Below are 19,136 nucleotides of genomic sequence, written 5' to 3'. Positions count from 1 at the left end.
GAGGAGACAGGCTATGGCATCGATTGTTGTGGTCACGGACAGCACGGCGGATATCCCGCTGGCGACAAGGGAGAAGCTTGGCATCGAGATGGTACCTCTGAAGGTGAATTTCGGCGCAGAAAGCTACCTGGACAACATTGAGCTTCAGCCGGCGGATTTTTATAAGAAGCTGGCGAGCTTCGGCAAGCTTGCGACATCCTCGCAGCCTTCTCCGGCCGATTTCCACGAGGTGTACAAGAGGCTGACGGACGAAGGCCATTCGGTTATCTCCATTCAGCTGTCGAGCGCGATGAGCGGCACGTACCAGTCGGCGACGATCGCCAAGTCGATGCTGGACGACGATGCCGACGTGACGGTCATCGATTCGAAGTCCGCTTCCTTCGGCTACGGCAAAATCGTCGTCAGAGCGGCCGAGCTGGCGCAAGCCGGCGCGGACAAAGCCGACATTATCGCCGAGGTCGAGCGAATGCGCTCGGAGCTTCGCCTTTATTTTCTCGTGGACACGCTTGAATACTTGCAGAAAGGCGGCCGCATCGGGAAGGCTTCGGCCGTGCTCGGCTCGCTGCTGAACATTAAGCCGATTCTGTCGATCGACAAGGAAGGCTTCGTGTACCCGTTCGACAAGGCCAGAGGCCAGAAGCGGGCGATGTCCCGCATCGTCGAAGTGCTGGAAACCGATCTGAAGGACACGCCGGTGAGCCTGATCGTGGCGATTACGCCGGGATACTCGGACGGGGCGGCGGAGATGGCCGAGCTGCTCAAGAGCAAGCTTAACGTGAAGGAATACGAGGAGACCGAGATCGGGCCGGTCATCGGCGCGCATGCGGGGCCGGGAACGATCGGATTGTTCGTGTTCCCGCTCGGCTCCCGATAGAGGCAAGCAGATAAAGAGGTTGGTCTTATGTCTATCTCATTGTTCCAAATTCCTCTGACGAAACTTCAAGGCGTGGGTCCCCGCAAAGCGGGGGAGTTCCACGCCTTGGGCATTTCCACCGTCGGAGAGCTGATCGAATATTATCCGTTTCGGTACGAGGATTACCGCATCCGCGATCTGCGGGAAGTGAAAGACGGCGAGAGAATTACGATTCAGGGGACAATCGCGTCCCTTCCCTCGCTGCAGAGGTACGGCGGCAAGTCGAGGCTGCTCTGCCGCGTGACGGTCGATGCGACGCTCGTGACCGCCGTCTGGTTCAACCGGGCGTTCCTGAAGGAGCAGCTTACGCTCGAGCGGGAAATTACGCTGACCGGCAAGTGGGATCAGCGGCGGCGGCAGCTGACCGTGGCGGATTCGGAGTTTCCGGACCGCGGCGGCGCGAAGACGGGCACCTTGCAGCCGGTTTACTCCGTCGGAGGCGACATTACCCAGTCGGCGATGAGGGGCTTGATCGACAAGGCGCTGACCCAGTTCGGCGCGTATATTCCGGAGATTCTGCCGCCGGAGCTGACGGACAAGCACGGGCTGATGGCCCGCAAGGACGCGATCGCCGGCATTCATAAGCCGGAAAATACGAAGGACGGACAGGAAGCCCGACGCCGGATGGTGTACGAGGAGCTGTTCCTGTTTCAATTGAAGCTGCAAGCGTACCGGGCGATGCATTCGCGGAAGACGGACGGACTTGTTCACGCTGTTGACAACGACGAGATTCGTGCGTTCGTCGGGGCGCTTCCGTTCGAGTTGACCGGTTCGCAGAAGCAGGTCATCAACGAGATTTTGCACGATATGAAGCAGCCTTACGTGATGAACCGGCTGCTGCAAGGAGACGTGGGCTCCGGCAAGACGGTCGTGGCGGCGGTGGCGCTGTACGCAACCGTGCGCGCGGGACATCAGGGAGCTCTGATGGTGCCGACGGAAATATTGGCCGAGCAGCATGCCCGATCGCTGGGCAAGATGTTCGAGCCCTACGGCATCCAGGTAGGCTTGCTGACCGGCAGCCTGACCGAGCGCAAACGTCGGGATCTGATCGCGTCGCTGCAGATGGGACTGCTCGACATCATCGTCGGCACGCATGCGCTCATTCAAGAGGACGTGTTCTTCCGCAGCCTTGGCCTTGTCGTGACAGATGAGCAGCATCGGTTCGGCGTGAACCAGCGCAGCATTCTAAGGCGCAAAGGCATGAATCCGGACGTGCTGACGATGACCGCGACGCCGATTCCGCGCACGCTGGCCATTACGGTGTTCGGGGATATGGACGTCTCCACGCTCCGGGAGCGGCCGAAAGGCCGCAAGCCGATCAAGACGTATTCGGTGAAGCACGAGATGATGGATCGGGTGCTCGGCTTCATCCGCAAGGAAGCGTCGGACGGCAGGCAGACGTTCTTCATCTGCCCGCTGATCGAGGAGTCGGAGAAGCTGGACGTCCAGAACGCGATCGACCTGCACATCCAGCTCTCCCAAGCTTTGCCAGAGCTTACGGTCGGGCTGCTGCACGGCCGGATGACGGCAGCGGAGAAGGAAGAGACGATGGCGGAGTTCGCTGCCGGGAAGACGCATGTGCTCGTCTCCACGACGGTAATTGAGGTCGGAGTGGACGTGCCGAACGCGACGCTGATGATCGTCATGGACGCGGACCGGTTCGGCTTGTCCCAGCTTCACCAGCTCCGGGGGCGGGTCGGCCGGGGCGAGCACCAGTCGTACTGCATTCTGATCGCCGATCCGAAATCGGAAAACGGCCAGGAGAGAATGAGGGCGATGACGGAGACGGACGACGGCTTCGAGATTTCCCGCCGGGACTTGGAGATCCGGGGGCCGGGGGAGTTTTTCGGAACGAAGCAGAGCGGGATGCCGGAATTCCGGCTGGCCAACCTGCTGAACGACTTCGAAGTGCTGGAGCAGGCCAGGGACGACGCAGCCGCTCTGACGTCTTCGGAATCGTTCTGGTCCTCCCCGGCCTACGGCCCGCTCAGAGACTATTTGGCGAGGGAAACGCAGCTTCGGGACGAGCCGCTCGACTGAGCGGGAGTCATCGCGCGTCCGCCCGCGGCATAAGATGTACCGAGCAGCCGCAGGAAGGAGCGTGACCCTCGTTGAGCCCGGGTTATCAGAAGTTCGGCATCAAGACGGAATTCGTCGAGCGCGTAAAGCTGAAGATGAAAAATCCCGCCGTCAAGGAGAAGATCAAAGGACATTTGGAAGGCGCCACGAAATACGATCTCCAGGACCGCGCCAAAGTGAGAAGATGGGTGAAGACGTTCGCCAAAATTTTGAGCGAACCGCTCACGGAGACGCAGGAAGATCAACTGGTCAACTTCATCATCGCCCAGAGAATCGATCCCAATAACATGCTGCATCTGCTCAAACTGTATACGATGTTCAGATAACGCAAGACGGCGAGAGGCTGATCTTGAGCAGCATTCGCTGCTTATAGATCAGCCTCTTCCGCGCGCTAAAATACACAACTACCCCCGTGAGGTCTGTCCAAGCATCCGTGCCGATTGGACATACACTATACCAACTTCACAATGAAGGAGGTTAACTCAATGGGTAGATTTTTGGATCTGCGCAGTTCGATGAACGCGGGCGTATCCGGCGCTCCCGGCGTCCCGATCACTGCAACTCCCGCGCTGTTCGGCGTTATCGGCTTGCAGACGGAGAACGTCTCGAACAAGGTCATTACGCTTACGGGGATGGTCGGCGTCAGCTCTCTTCTCCTCGGCACGACCTTCGCCATTCAAATCTGTCGCGGCACGACGGTCTATAATCCGGCCAACGTCATCTACACGCTGGTGCAGAACGTTCGCCTATCCGCATTCTCCGATACGTATGCCTTTACCGCGCAGGATCTGCTCGCTCCGGCTGCCGCTGAGACGATCTATTCCGCGTTTATTTTCGGCGGAAGCCTGCTCGGCTTGCTGTTCACGGGCGAGAGGGTCGGACCGGAAGTGTTCTGGGGCATCGCTTCCCAAGGCGCTCCTTAATCGCGTCATATGCTTGAATGAAGTCGGCAACGATGTTGCCGGCTTTATTTTTTTGATGCGGATGTACCTCCACCACCTGTCCAAGCGGAGAAGGCGAACGCGACATAAAATGGGACAGAGGTCGGAACGAGGAGGGATAAGGTGACCACCATCAGTCTGTGCATGATCGTGCGCAACGAGGAGGAAGTGCTGGCCCGCTGTCTGGATTCGGTGAGCGATCTCGTCGACGAGATCGTGATCGTGGACACCGGTTCGACGGACCGGACGAAGGAGATCGCCGCCAATTATACGGATCGTATCTACGATTACGAATGGACCGACCATTTTGCCGACGCGCGCAATTACTCTTTCGCGTTTGCCACCCAAGATTACGTGATGTGGCTGGATGCCGACGATTATTTTCGCGAGAAGGACCGGCTGAAGCTGAAGAAGCTGAAAGACGAGCTCGATTCTGCGGTCGACTCCGTCGTCATGGAATACCATCTGGCGTTCGACGCCTACGGCAATCCGCTGGCGATGTCCCGCCGCAACCGGATCGTCAAGCGAAGCAGGCAGTTTCGCTGGTACAATCCCGTCCATGAGTATTTGCTCGTAGAAGGCAACTACTATTTGACCGACATCGCTGTCTCGCACGGCAGAGTGCACGAAAACACGGGAAGAAATTTGCGCATTCTGGAGCAAATCGTGCAGCGGGAAGGGGAAGTGACGGGGAGGGACATTTTCTATTACGCCAACGAGCTCTCCGACGCGGGAAGGTTCGCGGAAGCGGCAGAGCAGTACCGGCGGTTTCTCGACCAGCCCGTCGAATATTTCGAAGACAACTTGACTGCCTGCGCGCGGCTGTCGGCTTGTTATCACCAATTGGGCTTGCTCGACCAGAAGCTGACGGCGCTGCTGCAATCGATGGTTTACGACGTTCCGCGCGCGGATTTCTGCTGCTCGATCGGCCAGTGCTTTCTCGATCGGGAGGATTTCGTCAAGGCAATCTATTGGTTTAAGCTGGCGCTCTCCCAGGAGCGGCCGCCGGATCACCATTTCGGCGTGCTTAATCTCATCTGCTGGACATGGCTTCCGCACCTGCAGCTGTGCATCTGCTACGGGATGACCGGGGAGCTGGAACTGGCATACGAGCACAATGAGAAGGCGCTCTCCTACTTGCCGAACGATGCGAACCTGCTGCAAAACAAGGCCAAGATCGAGCAGGCGCTTGGCATTGGAGGGACGGAGCCGGAATGACGACGAGCATTATCATGGTGACCTACAATCAACTGGCGATGACGAAGCGGGCGATAGCCAGCATTCGCAAGCATACGGCCGCTTCCTCGTACGAGCTGATCGTCGTCGACAACGCGTCCGCGGACGGTACGGCCGACTGGCTGGCGGAGCAGCCGGACGTGCAGCTGCTCAGGCAGTCCGGAAACGTCGGGTTTCCGGCGGCTTGCAATATCGGAGCCGCGCGCGCGACAGGCGACTACGTGCTGCTGCTGAACAACGATACGGTCGTCACTCCCCGCTGGCTGGAGCAGCTGACGCTGGCGATAGAGAGCGACGAGCGCGTAGGGGCGGTCGGCCCGATCACCAACTATGCCGGCTACGGCCAGATGATCGAGACGTCTTACCGTACAATGGATGAAATGCAGCGCTTCGCGGAGGCGTACAACGTCTCGTCCCCCGACCGGTGGGAGGAGCGGATGAAGCTGATCGGCTTCTGCCTGATGATCAAGCGTTCCGCGTGGGAGGCGGCTGGGCCGCTGGACGAGAGCTACGGCATCGGCAACTACGAGGACGACGACTGGTGCATGAGCGCGCGGCTGGCCGGGTTCCGGCTGCTGCTCTGCCGGGACACGTTCATCCATCACGAAGGGAGCGCATCGTTCCGTCTCGTCAAGGAAACCTACCGCAAAGCGCTGTTGACCAACGAGAAAACGTTCATGAACAAATGGGGGTTTCATCCGCAGATTTCCGTGAACGTGCGCGAAGACCTGCTGCGGCCGCTGCGCGGCTTGAAGCCCGGAATGAGCGTGCTGGAAGTCGGCTGCGGCTGCGGGGCGACGCTGCTCGAGCTGCGCAACCGTTACGGGAACGTTCGGCTCTTCGGATGCGAGGGGGAGCCTGCCGCCGCCAAAGTAGCCGAGCTCGTTGCGGAGAAAGTGTGGACGAGGAACGAGGAAGTCGAAATTCCGACCGGAGCGAGCGGATTCGATGCGGTCGTGCTGAACGATATTTTAACGGTTCCTGCGCAGCTTTCCGTTCTGCGGTACATTCACGGCTGGCTTCGGCCCGGCGGAATTGTCGCGACGAGCGCGCCGAACCGGCTGTTCGTCGATTACATCAAAGCGTATTTGAAGCCGCTGAATCCCATCTCCCGCGACGCCATGCTGTCCAGGACGGAGCTTGAGCATCGGTTGAAGCAAGCCGGCTTCGGCGAGATCGAGATCGAGGCGATCGTCGCGGAGGGAGCGGCCAAGCGGGACGTCGACGCGCTGTTCCAGTTAACGGGCGAAGCGAACCGGGACGACTATGCGGCGGTCTATTATGTGGCAAGAGCCGTCAAAGGCAGCGGCGGCGTCGAGGGCAAGTCTGCGGGAATCAGCTTGGCCGGGGGGCCGGGCGACCGAGCGCGCGAAGGCGGCGGATCGGGCGGCCAGGCGCATGAAGTTGGCGGATCAGGCGGTCAAGCATCCAGAATCGGCGGACCTGACGTCCAAGCGCCTGCTGCCAATCCCCCGACAAATTCAACGGAAGCGATGGTGACCGACTTGAGCTATTTGCCGAAGGCGCAAGAAGACGTTCCATTTACGGGAGAGAGATTGGTTCTGAGTTCGGCGGTCGCGGGGTCCCATCCCGACGTGTTGGCTGAGCATGTGTACCGCTACCGGCTCGCCCGGGCGTACTGCGCCGGTAAACAAGTTTTGGATGCGGCCTGCGGGGCCGGTTACGGCGCAAGAATGCTGAAGGACGGGGGCGCGGCGAGCGTCACCGGAGTCGACATCGATGCGGCGGCGATAGCGCTTGCCGGCAGAGATTACGGCGGAGAGGGCGTGAGCTTCCAGACCGGCAACGTGCTGCAGCTTGCCTTCGTGGACGCCTCGTTCGACGTCGTCGTCTCGTTCGAGACGATCGAGCACGTGCCGGACGGCTCGGCCTGGCTGCGGGAAGCCGCGCGGGTGCTGCGTCCGGGCGGGCGGCTGATCATCTCGACGCCGAACCGCGAAGTGACGAATCCGGACCGCTTGTTCGGCCAGCAGGTTCGCAATCCGTACCACTGTTTCGAATACAGCATCGGCGAATTCATCGGGGAGCTGTCCGTGCTTTACGATATCGAAGGCATGTTCGGGCAGACGTTCGTCGGCCCCCATGGCCATGTCGCTCCGGAATGGCCGGACATTGCCGCGGCGGTAGGGGGAGACACGACGATGGCGGGATTTAATCCGGACATCATTCGATTCTACGCTCCGGCTTCCCTAAGCCGTGTGAAGAACGCAAGACCGGCTTACGTGATCGCGGTGTGCCGCAAAAGATGAGCGAAGGGAGGAATCGGGGCATGTCCGGCCGCAAGCGCCCGATGGCGGCGATCGACCGCCATCATTCCAAGCAGGACAGGGCGGCGCACCGCCTGGCGGAGCAGACGTTCCGTTCGTCACAGACGTCTCTGATCAACAAGCTCGAAGCGTTCCCGCGTTTCGCGACGAAGCGGAGCGTCGCCCGTTTCCTCGCGCGATACGAAATTTACCGCGAGCTGCTGCGCGTGAACGGCAGCATCGTGGAATGCGGCGTATTCAACGGGGCGGGCTTCTTCTCCTGGGCGCAATTCTCCAACATCTTCGAACCGTCCAACCATACGCGCAAAATTATCGGCTTCGACACGTTCGAAGGCTTCCCGGGCTTGGCCGGGCAGGACGAGGACGAACACCGGACCTTTGCCGCGGGGGACATGAGGGGCGATACGGCGGAGCAGATTCGCCGATCGATCGCCAAATACGGCGCGGAGAGGCATCTGTCGCACATTCCGAACGCGGAAATCGTGCAGGGCGATTTTATGTTGACGGCGGAGGCGTACCTGCAATCCCATCCGCATCTGCTGGTGGCGCTGCTGTATTTGGACTTCGATCTGTACGAGCCGACGCGCAAGGCGCTGGAGCTGTTCGTTCCGCGCATGCCCAAGGGGGCGATCGTCTGCTTCGACGAATTGAACTGCGCGGCGTTCCCGGGAGAGACGGCGGCTTTGCTGGAGATGCTGCCGATCCGCGAGACGGAGCTGCGCAGGTTTCCGTTCGACCCGTGGATTTCGTACTGCCGGTTGTGAGGAGGGATCGTCTTGGACAACGGGCAACAGCCCTTCTACTCGCTTGGCGAAGGAGCGAGATTGGACGCCTCGGGGCTGATCTACGGGGCGGAAGAAATTTCGGTCGGGCACGAGGCGATGATCAGCGCGGGTTATCGGCTCATCGTCACTTCGACGGTCAGCGGCATTCGGCCGAAGCTGATTATCGGAGACGGCGTTCAGGCGGACATCGGGCTGAACGTGACAGCGGAGCATCACGTCGAGCTGGAGCGTTCGGTCTGGTGCGGGCCTTATGTCGTGCTGTCCGACGCGGAGGCCGAATATCGGAAGACGGGCCTGCCGATCTACAAGCAAGGCATTCGGGAGACGGGAGGGGCCAAACGGCTGATCGTAGGCGAAGGCTCCTATCTGGGACCGTACGCGGTCGTGGAAGGGCCGGTGACGATCGGCAAAGGCTGCGTGATCGGAGCCGGCAGCGTCGTGCGCGCGGACGTGCCGGATTATTCGGTCGTCTCGGGCGTGCCGGCCCGCATCGAGCGGATGTTCGATACGGTCGCCGAAGACTGGATAGCGGTCGAATCGGAACGGGACGTCGCGGACGTGCTGCGGCGAAGGCGCGAGCATCCGCTCTTGTCGATCTGCATCCCGACCTACAACCGCGTCAAGGAGCTGGAAGAGTGCCTTGACGCGGCGCTCCCGCAGACGAGCATGAACGGGTTGATCGAGGTGTGCGTCTCAGACAATGCCTCCGACGACGGGACGGCGGCGCTGCTCGCCAGGTACGTCATGAAATATCCCCAGCTTCGGACGGTCCGGCAGCCGGAAAATATCGGGGGCGAGCGCAATTATCTCGAGATCCTGAAGTTTGCGCGGGGCAAATACGCGAAGCTGCACGGGGACGACGACTATTTCGTGCCGGGCGCGGTGCAGCCGATTCTGTACGCGCTGCTGCATAAGCGGACCCGATTTTTGTTTATTGACGTGCTGAGGAGCGACGGGACGGTGGAGGTGCTGGAGGGAATGGATACGCTCGTCCGCGAGCTGTCGCTCGCCTCCGGGTTCATCACTTCGATCGTCGTCGATCGGGAAGCCGTGCTCCGGCTGTCCGAGCCGGACCGTTTTATCGGAACAAGCCTGAACCACATTTATTGGCTGATGGAGCTGCTGCGGGAAGACCCGCGATTTGCCCTGCTTAAGCTGTCGATGTTCCGCTACGCGTTCAACGCTCCGCGCGGGTACAATTACGGGGATGCGGCGATTCGCGGCTACTTGGAAATTTTGCGGCATTTCGCGGGCAGGGGATTGTCGGAAGAGGTCTATGCGGCGGAAAAGAAAATCGTGCTCGACCGTTTCGTTCTGCCCCGTCTGGAAATGATGCTCGAAGTCGGCTTCGATTTCGACTACGGGGGCTTCGAGGCGGTGTTCACGGAGCATTACGAGCGGGAGCCGTATTACGGGCAATACTTGGCGGAAGTGCGGAGAATCGTCGGTTTGCGGGACCGGGGATAGACAAGAGCCGCGCTTTTGCTATAATAGGGAATGTGAGTTGCGGGTTTCGACAATCGAATAAGCCCCGGGGGAGCTGGACGATGGCCGGCTGAGAGTGCATCCCTAAGAAGATGCAGACCCTTATAACCTGATCTGGCTAGTACCAGCGTAGGAAGGCGGGAAGCACGGCGAGGTTCGTCGTGTCAATTGTCCATGTTTGCTATTGGGCGCCCTCCGGAGTCGGGGGGCGTTTTTTGATACGTATGGAGCCCTCTTCCGCGTAAAAGATAGTAGAGAGAGGGAGAGAGACATGAAGAAAAAGGTTTTGGCTTGGAAAGGGTTAGGTTTGTCGTTGCTGGCGGGGGCGATGCTGTTGTCCGGCTGCGGAGGCAAGAATGATGCCGGATCGTCCGCCAGCCCGTCTGCGGGGGCTTCTTCGCCCGCGGCGTCCGAAACGGCGCCGGCCGCGGAACTGAAAGAAGTGAAGGTCGTGCTCGATTGGACGCCGAATACGAACCATACCGGCCTGTACGTGGCTCGGGATATGGGACTGTGGGAGAAGCACGGCCTGAAGGTGGAGCTGATTTTGCCGCCGGAAGCCGGGGCGAGCGCGCTTGTCGCAGGCGGACAAGCCGAGTTCGGCGTCGGAGCGCAGGAGAGCATGATTCTGGCCAGGGAGCAGGGCTTGCCGCTCGTCTCCATCGCGCCGATCATTCAGCACAATACGTCCGGCTTCGCATCGCCGGTGGACAAGAACATTAAGGAACCGAAGGACTTCGAGGGCAAGACGTACGGAGGCTGGGGCTCTCCGGCCGAGCGCGCCGTCATCGAGTCGATTATGAACGTGCAGCAGGCGGACGTGAACAAGGTCAACTTCGTCAACGCGGGTACGGCGGACTTTTTCACGGCTACGAAAAAAGGAATCGACTTCGAGTGGATTTTCTACGCTTGGACGGGCATCGAGGCGGAGCTTAGAGGCGAGCCGGTCAACATGGTGTATTTGACCGATTACAGCAAGCAGCTCGATTACTACACGCCGCTTCTGCTGACGAACGAGAAGGTGATCCAGGAAGATCCGGAGCTCGTTCGCGCGTTCCTGGCCGGCGCTTCCGAAGGCTACCAGTATGCCATCGACAATCCGGACGCCGCCGCGGACGTCCTGATCAAGGCCGTTCCGGAAATCAACGCGGACCTGGTGAAGGCGAGCCAGACGTGGCTCAGCCCGAAATACAAGGACGACGCTCCGCGCTGGGGCGAGCAGAAGCGGGAAGTATGGTCCGGCTACGGCGAGTGGATGCTGGAGAACGGCCTGATGGAGAAGGAACTGAACTACGACGACATGTTTACGACGGAGTTTCTGCCGCAGTAAGACGTCCAGATTGAAATGCGCGGTGCAGTCGTGCAGATCGGGACGAGGAAATACGTGGAATACGAGGAAGACGACGAATTCGACGGACATAGAGAAATGAAGACGCAAGGGAGAGAGAGAAGAACATGGCTCAAGCGCTGCTCAGCATTCAAATCATTCCGAAGGTGAATCCAGGCGAGGAAGTTATCCCTTATGTAGACGAAGCGATCTCCATCATCAAGGCGTCCGGCGTTCCTTACCGTGTAGGACCGATGGAAACGACGATGGAAGGGGATCTGGACCAACTGCTCGATATCGTCAAACAAATGAGCGCTGCGATGATCGAGCGCGGCAGTCCTTCCGTCTTGTCGCAAATCAAGCTGTCTGTGGATGCGAAAGCGAACGCTTCGATGGCGCGTCTGTTGCAAAAGTATCCGGATGGGCAATAAGCGATTAAGAGCGATTGCGCTGCCCGTCGGTACGATTATCGTTTTTCTGGCTGTCTGGCAGGCGGCCTGCATGGCGTTCGCGATTGAAGAGTACACGCTTCCGGCTCCGTCCGATATTGCCGTCAAGATGTACGAGGACTCGGCCGTGCTGTGGACGCATGTGCAGGCGACGTTCGGCCTGGCGCTTGTCGGACTTGCGCTGGGCACCGCCGTCGGCATAGCGGTAGCGGTGCTGCTGCACATCGTTCCGCCGTTCAAGACGGCGCTGTCGCCGCTGCTCGTGCTGTCCCAGAACGTTCCGTTAATCGCGCTCGGCCCGCTGCTGATCATCTGGTTCGGCTTCGGAACGACGCCGAAGCTGATCTTGCTCGTACTCGTCTGCTTCTTCCCGGTTGCGCTGTCGATTCTCGTCGGCCTGGGACAGGCGGAGCCGCACTTGCGCGAATACCTGGGCATGATCGGGGCGTCGCGTTGGGAGCGGTTCAAGCGGTTGGAATTTCCGGCATCGTTGACTTATCTGTTCTCGGGTTTGCGCATCGCCGCGACATACGTCGTCTCATCGGCCATCGTCGCCGAATGGCTGGGAGCCGGAGCGAATACGGGCATCGGCTTCTACTTGAAGCTGAAGTTCAGCGGCTTCCAGCAGGCGGCCGTATTCGGCTCGATCGTCTGCATCGTCGTCATGAGCCTTCTGTTTTTCTATATGGTCGTGCTGGCGGAGCGCCTCGTTATCCGATGGAGGCCGCGCCCGGAGCCGGAGTGGAAGGAGGCGTCGTCATGAGCGGAAGCGACAGCCGGGGCAGTACGTTGGAACTCGAGGGGATCGTCAAGTCGTACAGAAGGGGTAAGGAACGGACGCTCGTCCTGAACGATGTCTCGCTGACGGTGCGGGCCGGGGAGTTCGTCTCGCTGATCGGGCCTTCCGGCAGCGGGAAATCGACGTTGTTTCGGATGATCGGCGGAGTGGAGAAGCCGGATCAAGGACGCGTGCTGATCGACGGGGAGGACCGCACCGGCCACAAAGGGCTGATTAGCTATATGCCCCAGCAGGCGGCGCTGTTTCCCTGGCTGAAGGTAGAGGACAACATCCGCTTCGCGCTCGTCTCTACGGGAACGCCGAAGCGGGAAGCGAAGGAGCAGGCCGCGCAATGGCTGGAGCGGATTCAGCTCGGGCATGTGGCGAAGGAGTACCCGCATGTGCTGTCCGGCGGCATGCAGCAGCGGATCAGCTTTCTGCGCGCGCTGCTGATGCGTCGCAGCGTCATGTGTCTGGACGAGCCGTTCGCCGCGCTGGATGCGCTGACGAGGGCCGACATGCAGCGCTGGCTGCTGGAGCTATGGGAAGCGGACCGGCGCTCCGTGCTGTTCGTCACGCACAGCATCGAGGAAGCGCTCGTGCTGTCGGATCGCATCTACGTGCTGTCTCCGGCTCCGGCGACCGTCCTGCGCGAGCTCGTCGTGCCGTTCGAACGGCCGCGCCGCGCGGACGTATGGACCTCGCCCGAGTTTGTCGAGCTGAAGCGGGAAGTGCTTCGGCTGCTGGAGGAAGGCCACTCGGGAACGGTCTGAGTCTGTATGGCGATGCATAATTGCAAACAACCCGTATGCCGTCAAGGTATGCGGGTTGTTTGTAATTGGACGAGGCGAAGCAAATCTTCTAACTCATCGACAAAAGGAGGCGGCATTTGTATAATAGGGATTAAAATGAGAATGATTATCAATTGCAGGGCGTTACGGAGCAGACAACAAGGAGAGAAGGTAGCATGAAGCTGGACGAACACACGACGATATGGAATCATACGGCTGTCAAAATTTCCGATATTCGTCATATCGCAATGAGCCCTGGGGAAACGATGGAGGGCTATCGACTGCCGGCAAGCTGCTTCATATACAGTATGCGCGGTCGCGCGAGCGTAGCGCTTGACGGCGTGACGCACCAGGCGGAATCGTTCTATTTATTGCACGGGGCAAAGGGGATGCGACTTGAAGTCGCGGCTAAGGAGTCGTTCGACTTTTATTTGCTGTTTTATAGAACGACGCTCGTATTCTCGCGCTGGAAGGAAATTGGGCGATTGCTGACGCGCAGCGATCCTTTCAGCATTCAATACGGCTTCCGGCCTAGCGAACCTCTTGGCTTATATAGTTGCCTGCGTTCGATGGAGCGGACATGGACGGAGGGAGGCAAGCTTGGCAGACTGCAGGCGACGGGGCTATTCTATCAATTCGTTCATGAGCTTCTGTGGCAGCTAAAGACGGACGAAGAGAAACTCGTCAAAACGGATTTCGTCACCAGCGCAACTCGTTATCTGCATAGTCATTATCAAGACAGCATTACGCTTCAATCTCTTGCGGAGCAGTTGAATTACAGCGTTCGACATTTTGCGGTCAGCTTCAAACAGCAGACCGGCGTCAGCCCAATCGAATATTTAATACGTATTCGAATCAGTCATGCCTGCAGGCTGATGGCGGAGACGGGCGCATCGCTGCGGGATATTGCGTCGCAGGTCGGATACCCGGACGTGTATTATTTTAATCGCATATTCAAAAAACAGACCGGATTGTCGCCCTCGCGTTATCAGGCGCAAGCGCGTCAGCAGCAACAAGCAAAGGATAGTCCATTTATTTTATCCGGATTGCACATTGGCACGAAGAAAGCTCTGCGTTATATTAACCATGGCAATGATAATCATTATCAATTTAACGCTGGAGGCTCATCCTACATGAAAAGAAATTCCAAGTCGGCCATACTGTTCAGTATGCTGATCAGCCTGACGATGGTGCTTAGCGCCTGCACGACCGGAGGAGGGGCCGGAATCAATAACGCTGCGGGCTCGGCCGTAATTGCTCCGTCCGCTTCTTCCGCCGCTGCCGTAGAGACAGAGACGACAAGCAAGGCCGCGACGAGAGTGATCTCTACCGAGAAAGGCGACGTCGAAGTCCCTCTTAATCCGCAACGAGTCGTCGTGATGTATCTGATTGGCGATATTGCGGCTCTGGGGGTGAAGCCCGTCGGCATTTCGGAAATTTACGCCGGCGCCGCTTTTACCGATCGGCTAGTCGATGCGGACTCGCTCGGCCCCGAATATGATGTCAATCCCGAATCGGTTATGGCACTGAAGCCGGATCTGATTATCGTTGCAACCGAGTTCACGTACGACAAGCTTAAATCGATCGCCCCGACCGTATATGTCCCCTACGACAAGCTGACTACCGAGCAGCGGATCGAGATGTTGGGCAAAGTATTCGGCAAGGAGCAAGAGGCAAAGGAGCTGCTCGAGGATTTCCGGACGAATGTGGAGACGAGCAAGCAGAAGCTGCAAGCAGCCGGCGTGCTGGACAAAACCGTTACGATTATGGAGGGCGGAGCCAAAGAGATGTTCGTCGTCCAATCGACACATTTCGGAAGGGGCTCTCAGTTGATCTACGATTATCTCGGCATGAAAGCACCGGATGTGATTCAGAACAATATGAATGCTTCGGAGTCGGAGGCGGGTAAGTCCGTATCGATGGAGGTGCTCCCCGAATACGCCGGAGATTACATCGTCCGTTCTTCATGGGAAGGCATGGACGATCTGTCGGACAACAGGATTTGGAACAGTATAGAGGCGGTCAAAGCGGGACGCGTTATCGAGGCGGAGTTTGGCTTATTCTTCTATACCGATCCGCTGTCCCTTAACAAGCAGCTTGATCTGCTCACCGGGAAGCTGCTGGAAACAGCAGGAAAGTAAAGATGGACACAATGACGAAGAACAAATCTGCCTCGGTCAACCGGGGCAATTTTATTTATTGGCTGTTGCTTATAGTCGGGGTTGTACTGCTGCTTGTGTTCGCTGCGGCATCGATCTCGTTTGGCGCCGCCCGAATTCATATTGCGATAGCATGGGAGGCCGTCTTCGATTTTGATCCCGCCTTGACCGAGCATCAGATTATTCAGTTCGCGCGTATTCCTCGTACGATAGCCGATATTATGGTGGGGACCAGCCTTGCTGTAGCCGGAGCGATTATGCAAGGGGCAACCCGCAATGCTTTGGCGGATTCGGGCTTGATGGGAGTCAATTCCGGCGCTGCGTTCGCTGTTGCGCTAGCCTTTGCATTCTTGCCGGGAAGCAGCCATACGCAGTTGCTGCTCATCTGTTTTACAGGAGCCGGACTTGGCGCCGGCATGACCTATTTGGCGGCGGCGCTGAATCGCCGGGGGATGACGCCGGAGAGGCTTGTACTTGCGGGGATAGCGATTACGATGCTGTTCTCCGCTCTCGGTACGTTCGTCTCGATGAAATACAATATCGGCAAAGCGCTCGTCTATTGGACTTCGGGAAGCGTAGCTGGGGCGTCCTGGGAGGATATTGCTTTCGTCGCTCCCTGGTTTGCCGCGGGTGTCGTACTGGCGATTGGTCTGTCTCCTTCGATAGCCCTTCTAAGTCTCGGAGACGAGACAGCGGTCAGTGTCGGTCAACGTACTGCGCTGGTCAAGCTGCTTTCCCTGCTGGCCGTACTGGTACTGGCCGGTCTATCCACTTCGTTAGTCGGACCTGTTAGTTTCGTAGGGCTCATTGTCCCGCATACGATGCGATTTGTTGTCGGCATCGACTACAGACGGATTATTCCGGCGTCGGCTATTTACGGAGGAGTATTCATGCTCTTGGCGGATGTCACGGGAAGGCTCCTTGCCAGGCCGAACGAACTGGCGCTTGGCATCGTATTTGCCATTATCGGAGTGCCGTTCTTTCTGTTCATTTCCCGTAGAGAGAAGAGGGCATTTTGATGAGAAAGTCATCCATAGCCATTATAGCCGGGCTGCTTGTCTTTTTGTTGGCCGGCGCAGTGCTTAGCATGAATTTGGGTAAAATGGCGCTTAGTCCGTTCGAAGTCTTCACGACGTTGTTCGGCAAGGGGACAGCGAATAACGAGCTGGTGCTGTTCGAATTCCGATTGCCTCGCATCGCTTTGGCCGTCCTGGTCGGAGTAGGAATGGCGGCCTCGGGAACGGTGCTGCAAGGGCTTCTCCGCAACGACCTTGCCGATCCGGGCATTCTGGGTATTAGCGCGGGTTCAGGACTAGTCGTGCTTGTTTTTATATCTATATTGGGGGCTGACGGTCTATCCTCGGCGATAATGCTCCCGTTGCTTGCGTTTATCGGCGGCCTGTTCGCCGCGTTTCTTATTTATTTGTTCTCCTATCGTAAAGGTGCGTTTCCATCGCCTACCCGGCTTATTTTGACTGGCGTGGCTATTAATGTAGGTTTGGGCGCGGTCTCTCTATTTTTGACGCTTAAGCTGGATGAGAATCAATATGCGTTCGCTCAAAAGTGGCAGGCAGGCTATTTATGGGGGGATAAATGGGTTTACATAGCGATTCTCGCGCCGTGGGTGCTGCTGCTGTTCGGGTACGCGTGGTACAAATCGCGCACGCTGAACACGATCGGTATGGGCTATGAGGTCGCGACCGGAGTTGGGGTATCGGTTAATAAAGCTTTTGTAAGTCTGACGCTTACCGCTGTGGCGATTGCTTCGGGAAGTGTAGCGCTTGGCGGCTCGATTTTTTTCATCGGTCTGATCAGCCCGCATATCGCCCGTAAGCTGGTTGGTTCCGATCATAAAGTGCTGCTGCCTGCGGCCGGAATCATCGGGGGAATGATCCTCCTTGCTTCGGATACGATTGTTCGCACAGCCAGCTTTGCGATGGGTATACCGGCTGGCGTAATCGTGACTATCGTAAGCGTTCCTTATTTTTTATATTTGTTGATAAAAGCGTCTTAGCGACGAATACTGGGACGAAGATGCGCGCGAAGGGATGGAAGGCCGCGCATATGGTGGTATAATGAGGAAAAAACGAAGGGGCCCCGAAAAATGAATGAATGGTACTTCGATCGATACGGACAAGCGTCCTTCATCGTGGTTGGCAACGAACGATTTGTCAGCAAATACGGGCGCAATCTGGGGTGGCTTCATCAGGGCAAACAAGTATTCAGCTTGACCGGACAGCCGCTCGGCTGGCTGGAGAAAGGCGTGCTGCGGGACAGGAAAGGCGGAATTATTGCTTTCACCCGATGGGCGGGCAATTGGTTGCCGTCCGTTCCCGGCATGAGCGGAGAGCCGGCCTCGCCGTCGATTCCCGGTCCGCCGGCCAGACCTGGCTTTGCGGGGACGATCACCGACCCCGGCAGCGGGGGATGGGCGAATAAGTCGATCCGGGACTTTTTTGGGGCGGATTTGTAAGAAAAAACGCTCCTCGTCGTGAGATGAGGGGCGTTAGCGCATATATAAGGATCATAAGTTCTTGAACTTGTTCAAAACGGATTCTTGTTCAGAAGCCATCTTCACAAGCTGCGTGAGCAGGTCGCCCTGAGAGTCCAGTTGCGTTTGCAACGGATGTATTTTTTCGTCCAGTAAAGCGCTGAGCCTTTTTAATTGCTCCTCCGTCATTCAACCGTCTCCCCTCTGCAACCACTCTTTTTCAATTTCTCTTGAAGACATCGGTCCTCAACCGTATAGTCGAGCTCTCACATATAGGTAAACATATTTAATATGAAATAGCAACACTCGTATAAGTCGCTTAGGGCATTGAGACGCGCGGATATGTTCTTTATACAATGGTGGCATTGATCGACCGGAGCAGAGTTGTCTATAGCTTGCTGTGCGGACGATCACGAGGATGACAGATCGAGCAGTACTTTTCTATCGATGTGGTGGGAGAAGAAGGAAGATCAGGTAAAAGAAGGATTTTTTGGACGGTAGTAAACGGTAAGCATATTGTTTCTATATTTCCGATGAGGAAGGATTACACGAATGAAAATAGAGAAATTAATGGATAAAGACGAGTTAATAAAACGCAAAGCCAAGTGCGAAGGAATGGCTGAAGCTTATAAAGGATACAGCTTTTTAGGATTAGGGGTTCCCTTTATGGTCGCCTTTGCTACTATTACACTCGAAAAAAACTTAGAATTGAAATCCAACTAAATAAGATAATCAGAATGGAAGAAGAAAAAAAGAAAGAAGCGGAGAGAAGGAGGAAAAATACGGAAAATATTCGTAATGAACGAGAAAACGATTACATTTGAAGTATCTTCAAATCCGCCGATAAAGAAATATTGATCTGATTTCGAGTTTTGGCGGACGCGTAGTGGATAAGGCGATGTTTGTAATCGAAACAATGTCGTTATTGAGATCGTAAACCGTGACGTATAAGGTTTTATAAACAAAAAGTCGACCCCCGTCTCGCGACGAGGGTCTCATGGGAGAGGAGAAACCGGACGAAGAGCTTATGGGGAAACGTAAGTCTTCTCCGCGGTTGTCCCCGACACCTCTCGGCGCCGGTAATATCAGTGTGGCCTTGCCGAAGGAAAATATACGCGGGAACGGAAAAAAATATCGACGATGCCTATTCAACCCTGAGTTACAAACTTCGCGCAAAAAAAATCCTGAATCGACTTCATCGGGCCGGCATTATGGGAATAAAACTTTCCGGTCGCGCTGTTGAAAGTGAGAAAACCGGATTCGGCAGTTGCCGAGATGTTGCAACTGCCGATCTCGATACTATTGATGCCTTTCTATTCCTATATAAGTTGAACGCGCGCCTAGCCAAGTTAGGCACAACTAGCTGATGAGAGTTCAGTCGGGGTAAAGACCAAGCTGCCCCGTAGCTAGCAGG

Annotated in this window: 18 protein-coding genes and 1 riboswitch; of the genes, 17 read left to right on the top strand and 1 reads right to left on the bottom strand. The window is 57.3% G+C overall.

What is annotated here, in order from left to right:
* Window positions 1–13 precede the first annotated feature (13 nt).
* From B0G52_RS00085 to B0G52_RS00010, 16 genes are all read left to right on the top strand, one after another.
* Window positions 14–874, top strand: coding sequence for a DegV family protein (locus B0G52_RS00085; protein ID WP_094041484.1), 861 nt, complete (start codon window positions 14–16; stop codon window positions 872–874).
* 27 nt (window positions 875–901) lie between these two features.
* Complete coding sequence (gene recG / locus B0G52_RS00080) at window positions 902–2,953, top strand: ATP-dependent DNA helicase RecG (protein ID WP_094041483.1); 2,052 nt, start codon at window positions 902–904, stop codon at window positions 2,951–2,953.
* Between the two features lie 71 nt (window positions 2,954–3,024).
* Window positions 3,025–3,318, top strand: coding sequence for a stage VI sporulation protein F (locus B0G52_RS00075; RefSeq protein ID WP_255407484.1), 294 nt, complete (start codon window positions 3,025–3,027; stop codon window positions 3,316–3,318).
* A 159-nt stretch (window positions 3,319–3,477) separates the two neighbouring features.
* Complete coding sequence (locus B0G52_RS00070) at window positions 3,478–3,915, top strand: hypothetical protein (RefSeq protein WP_094041482.1); 438 nt, start codon at window positions 3,478–3,480, stop codon at window positions 3,913–3,915.
* A gap of 141 nt (window positions 3,916–4,056) precedes the next feature.
* Complete coding sequence (locus B0G52_RS00065) at window positions 4,057–5,151, top strand: glycosyltransferase family 2 protein (RefSeq protein WP_094041481.1); 1,095 nt, start codon at window positions 4,057–4,059, stop codon at window positions 5,149–5,151.
* A complete protein-coding gene (locus B0G52_RS00060) occupies window positions 5,148–7,439 on the top strand; it encodes a methyltransferase domain-containing protein (RefSeq protein ID WP_094041480.1) in 2,292 nt (763 codons plus the stop codon). The genes B0G52_RS00065 and B0G52_RS00060 overlap by 4 nt, the downstream gene beginning before the upstream one ends.
* A 20-nt stretch (window positions 7,440–7,459) precedes the next feature.
* Window positions 7,460–8,221, top strand: a complete 762-nt coding sequence (locus B0G52_RS00055) for a TylF/MycF/NovP-related O-methyltransferase (RefSeq protein ID WP_094041479.1) — start codon at window positions 7,460–7,462, stop codon at window positions 8,219–8,221.
* Between the two features lie 12 nt (window positions 8,222–8,233).
* The gene (locus tag B0G52_RS00050; protein ID WP_094041478.1) at window positions 8,234–9,709 is read left to right on the top strand and encodes a glycosyltransferase; all 1,476 of its coding nucleotides are present in this window, start codon (window positions 8,234–8,236) and stop codon (window positions 9,707–9,709) included.
* Between the two features lie 56 nt (window positions 9,710–9,765).
* Window positions 9,766–9,880, top strand: a riboswitch (TPP riboswitch).
* Between the two features lie 118 nt (window positions 9,881–9,998).
* On the top strand, window positions 9,999–11,057 hold the full coding sequence (locus B0G52_RS00045; RefSeq protein ID WP_094041477.1) for an ABC transporter substrate-binding protein: 1,059 nt from the start codon (window positions 9,999–10,001) through the stop codon (window positions 11,055–11,057).
* A 125-nt stretch (window positions 11,058–11,182) separates the two neighbouring features.
* Window positions 11,183–11,485, top strand: coding sequence for a thiamine-binding protein (locus B0G52_RS00040; RefSeq protein ID WP_094041476.1), 303 nt, complete (start codon window positions 11,183–11,185; stop codon window positions 11,483–11,485).
* Window positions 11,475–12,266, top strand: a complete 792-nt coding sequence (locus B0G52_RS00035; protein ID WP_094041475.1) for an ABC transporter permease — start codon at window positions 11,475–11,477, stop codon at window positions 12,264–12,266. The genes B0G52_RS00040 and B0G52_RS00035 overlap by 11 nt, the downstream gene beginning before the upstream one ends.
* A complete protein-coding gene (locus tag B0G52_RS00030) occupies window positions 12,263–13,054 on the top strand; it encodes an ABC transporter ATP-binding protein (RefSeq protein WP_233162221.1) in 792 nt (263 codons plus the stop codon). The genes B0G52_RS00035 and B0G52_RS00030 overlap by 4 nt, the downstream gene beginning before the upstream one ends.
* Before the next feature lie 194 nt (window positions 13,055–13,248).
* Window positions 13,249–15,213, top strand: coding sequence for an AraC family transcriptional regulator (locus B0G52_RS00025; protein WP_094041473.1), 1,965 nt, complete (start codon window positions 13,249–13,251; stop codon window positions 15,211–15,213).
* Between the two features lie 2 nt (window positions 15,214–15,215).
* A complete protein-coding gene (locus tag B0G52_RS00020) occupies window positions 15,216–16,250 on the top strand; it encodes a FecCD family ABC transporter permease (protein ID WP_233162219.1) in 1,035 nt (344 codons plus the stop codon).
* Window positions 16,250–17,245 carry a FecCD family ABC transporter permease gene (locus B0G52_RS00015; protein ID WP_094041472.1) on the top strand — a complete coding sequence of 332 codons (996 nt, stop codon included), beginning with the start codon at window positions 16,250–16,252 and terminating at the stop codon, window positions 17,243–17,245. Before B0G52_RS00020 ends, B0G52_RS00015 begins: the two co-directional genes overlap by 1 nt.
* A gap of 90 nt (window positions 17,246–17,335) precedes the next feature.
* Window positions 17,336–17,704: a 4-fold beta flower protein gene (locus B0G52_RS00010; protein WP_094041471.1), complete on the top strand. Its 369-nt coding sequence runs from the start codon at window positions 17,336–17,338 to the stop codon at window positions 17,702–17,704.
* Between the two features lie 51 nt (window positions 17,705–17,755).
* Here B0G52_RS00010 and B0G52_RS35480 read toward each other — a convergent pair whose 3' ends face one another.
* The gene (locus tag B0G52_RS35480; protein WP_158223521.1) at window positions 17,756–17,911 is read right to left on the bottom strand and encodes a hypothetical protein; all 156 of its coding nucleotides are present in this window, start codon (window positions 17,909–17,911) and stop codon (window positions 17,756–17,758) included.
* Between the two features lie 363 nt (window positions 17,912–18,274).
* Here B0G52_RS35480 and B0G52_RS35475 point away from each other — a divergent pair, with 363 nt between their 5' ends.
* Complete coding sequence (locus tag B0G52_RS35475; RefSeq protein WP_158223520.1) at window positions 18,275–18,445, top strand: hypothetical protein; 171 nt, start codon at window positions 18,275–18,277, stop codon at window positions 18,443–18,445.
* Window positions 18,446–19,136: the final 691 nt, after the last annotated feature.

The organism is Cohnella sp. SGD-V74 (genome assembly GCF_003001675.1).
In the GTDB taxonomy this organism is placed as follows: domain Bacteria; phylum Bacillota; class Bacilli; order Paenibacillales; family Paenibacillaceae; genus Cohnella.
Note: the sequence above shows the minus strand (reverse complement) of the source record. Positions and strands in the feature narration are given on the sequence as shown.

What these genes read in the sequence shown, in the direction of transcription:
- B0G52_RS00085 (WP_094041484.1), top strand. Translation starts at nt 14, where the DNA reads ATGGCATCGATTGTTGTGGTCACGGACAGCACGGCGGATATCCCGCTG.
- recG (WP_094041483.1), top strand. Translation starts at nt 902, where the DNA reads ATGTCTATCTCATTGTTCCAAATTCCTCTGACGAAACTTCAAGGCGTG.
- B0G52_RS00070 (WP_094041482.1), top strand. Translation starts at nt 3,478, where the DNA reads ATGGGTAGATTTTTGGATCTGCGCAGTTCGATGAACGCGGGCGTATCC.
- B0G52_RS00060 (WP_094041480.1), top strand. Translation starts at nt 5,148, where the DNA reads ATGACGACGAGCATTATCATGGTGACCTACAATCAACTGGCGATGACG.
- B0G52_RS00055 (WP_094041479.1), top strand. Translation starts at nt 7,460, where the DNA reads ATGTCCGGCCGCAAGCGCCCGATGGCGGCGATCGACCGCCATCATTCC.
- B0G52_RS00045 (WP_094041477.1), top strand. Translation starts at nt 9,999, where the DNA reads ATGAAGAAAAAGGTTTTGGCTTGGAAAGGGTTAGGTTTGTCGTTGCTG.
- B0G52_RS00040 (WP_094041476.1), top strand. Translation starts at nt 11,183, where the DNA reads ATGGCTCAAGCGCTGCTCAGCATTCAAATCATTCCGAAGGTGAATCCA.
- B0G52_RS00035 (WP_094041475.1), top strand. Translation starts at nt 11,475, where the DNA reads ATGGGCAATAAGCGATTAAGAGCGATTGCGCTGCCCGTCGGTACGATT.
- B0G52_RS00030 (WP_233162221.1), top strand. Translation starts at nt 12,263, where the DNA reads ATGAGCGGAAGCGACAGCCGGGGCAGTACGTTGGAACTCGAGGGGATC.
- B0G52_RS00025 (WP_094041473.1), top strand. Translation starts at nt 13,249, where the DNA reads ATGAAGCTGGACGAACACACGACGATATGGAATCATACGGCTGTCAAA.
- B0G52_RS00020 (WP_233162219.1), top strand. Translation starts at nt 15,216, where the DNA reads ATGGACACAATGACGAAGAACAAATCTGCCTCGGTCAACCGGGGCAAT.
- B0G52_RS00015 (WP_094041472.1), top strand. Translation starts at nt 16,250, where the DNA reads ATGAGAAAGTCATCCATAGCCATTATAGCCGGGCTGCTTGTCTTTTTG.
- B0G52_RS00010 (WP_094041471.1), top strand. Translation starts at nt 17,336, where the DNA reads ATGAATGAATGGTACTTCGATCGATACGGACAAGCGTCCTTCATCGTG.
- B0G52_RS35480 (WP_158223521.1), bottom strand. Translation starts at nt 17,911, where the DNA reads ATGACGGAGGAGCAATTAAAAAGGCTCAGCGCTTTACTGGACGAAAAA.
- B0G52_RS35475 (WP_158223520.1), top strand. Translation starts at nt 18,275, where the DNA reads ATGAAAATAGAGAAATTAATGGATAAAGACGAGTTAATAAAACGCAAA.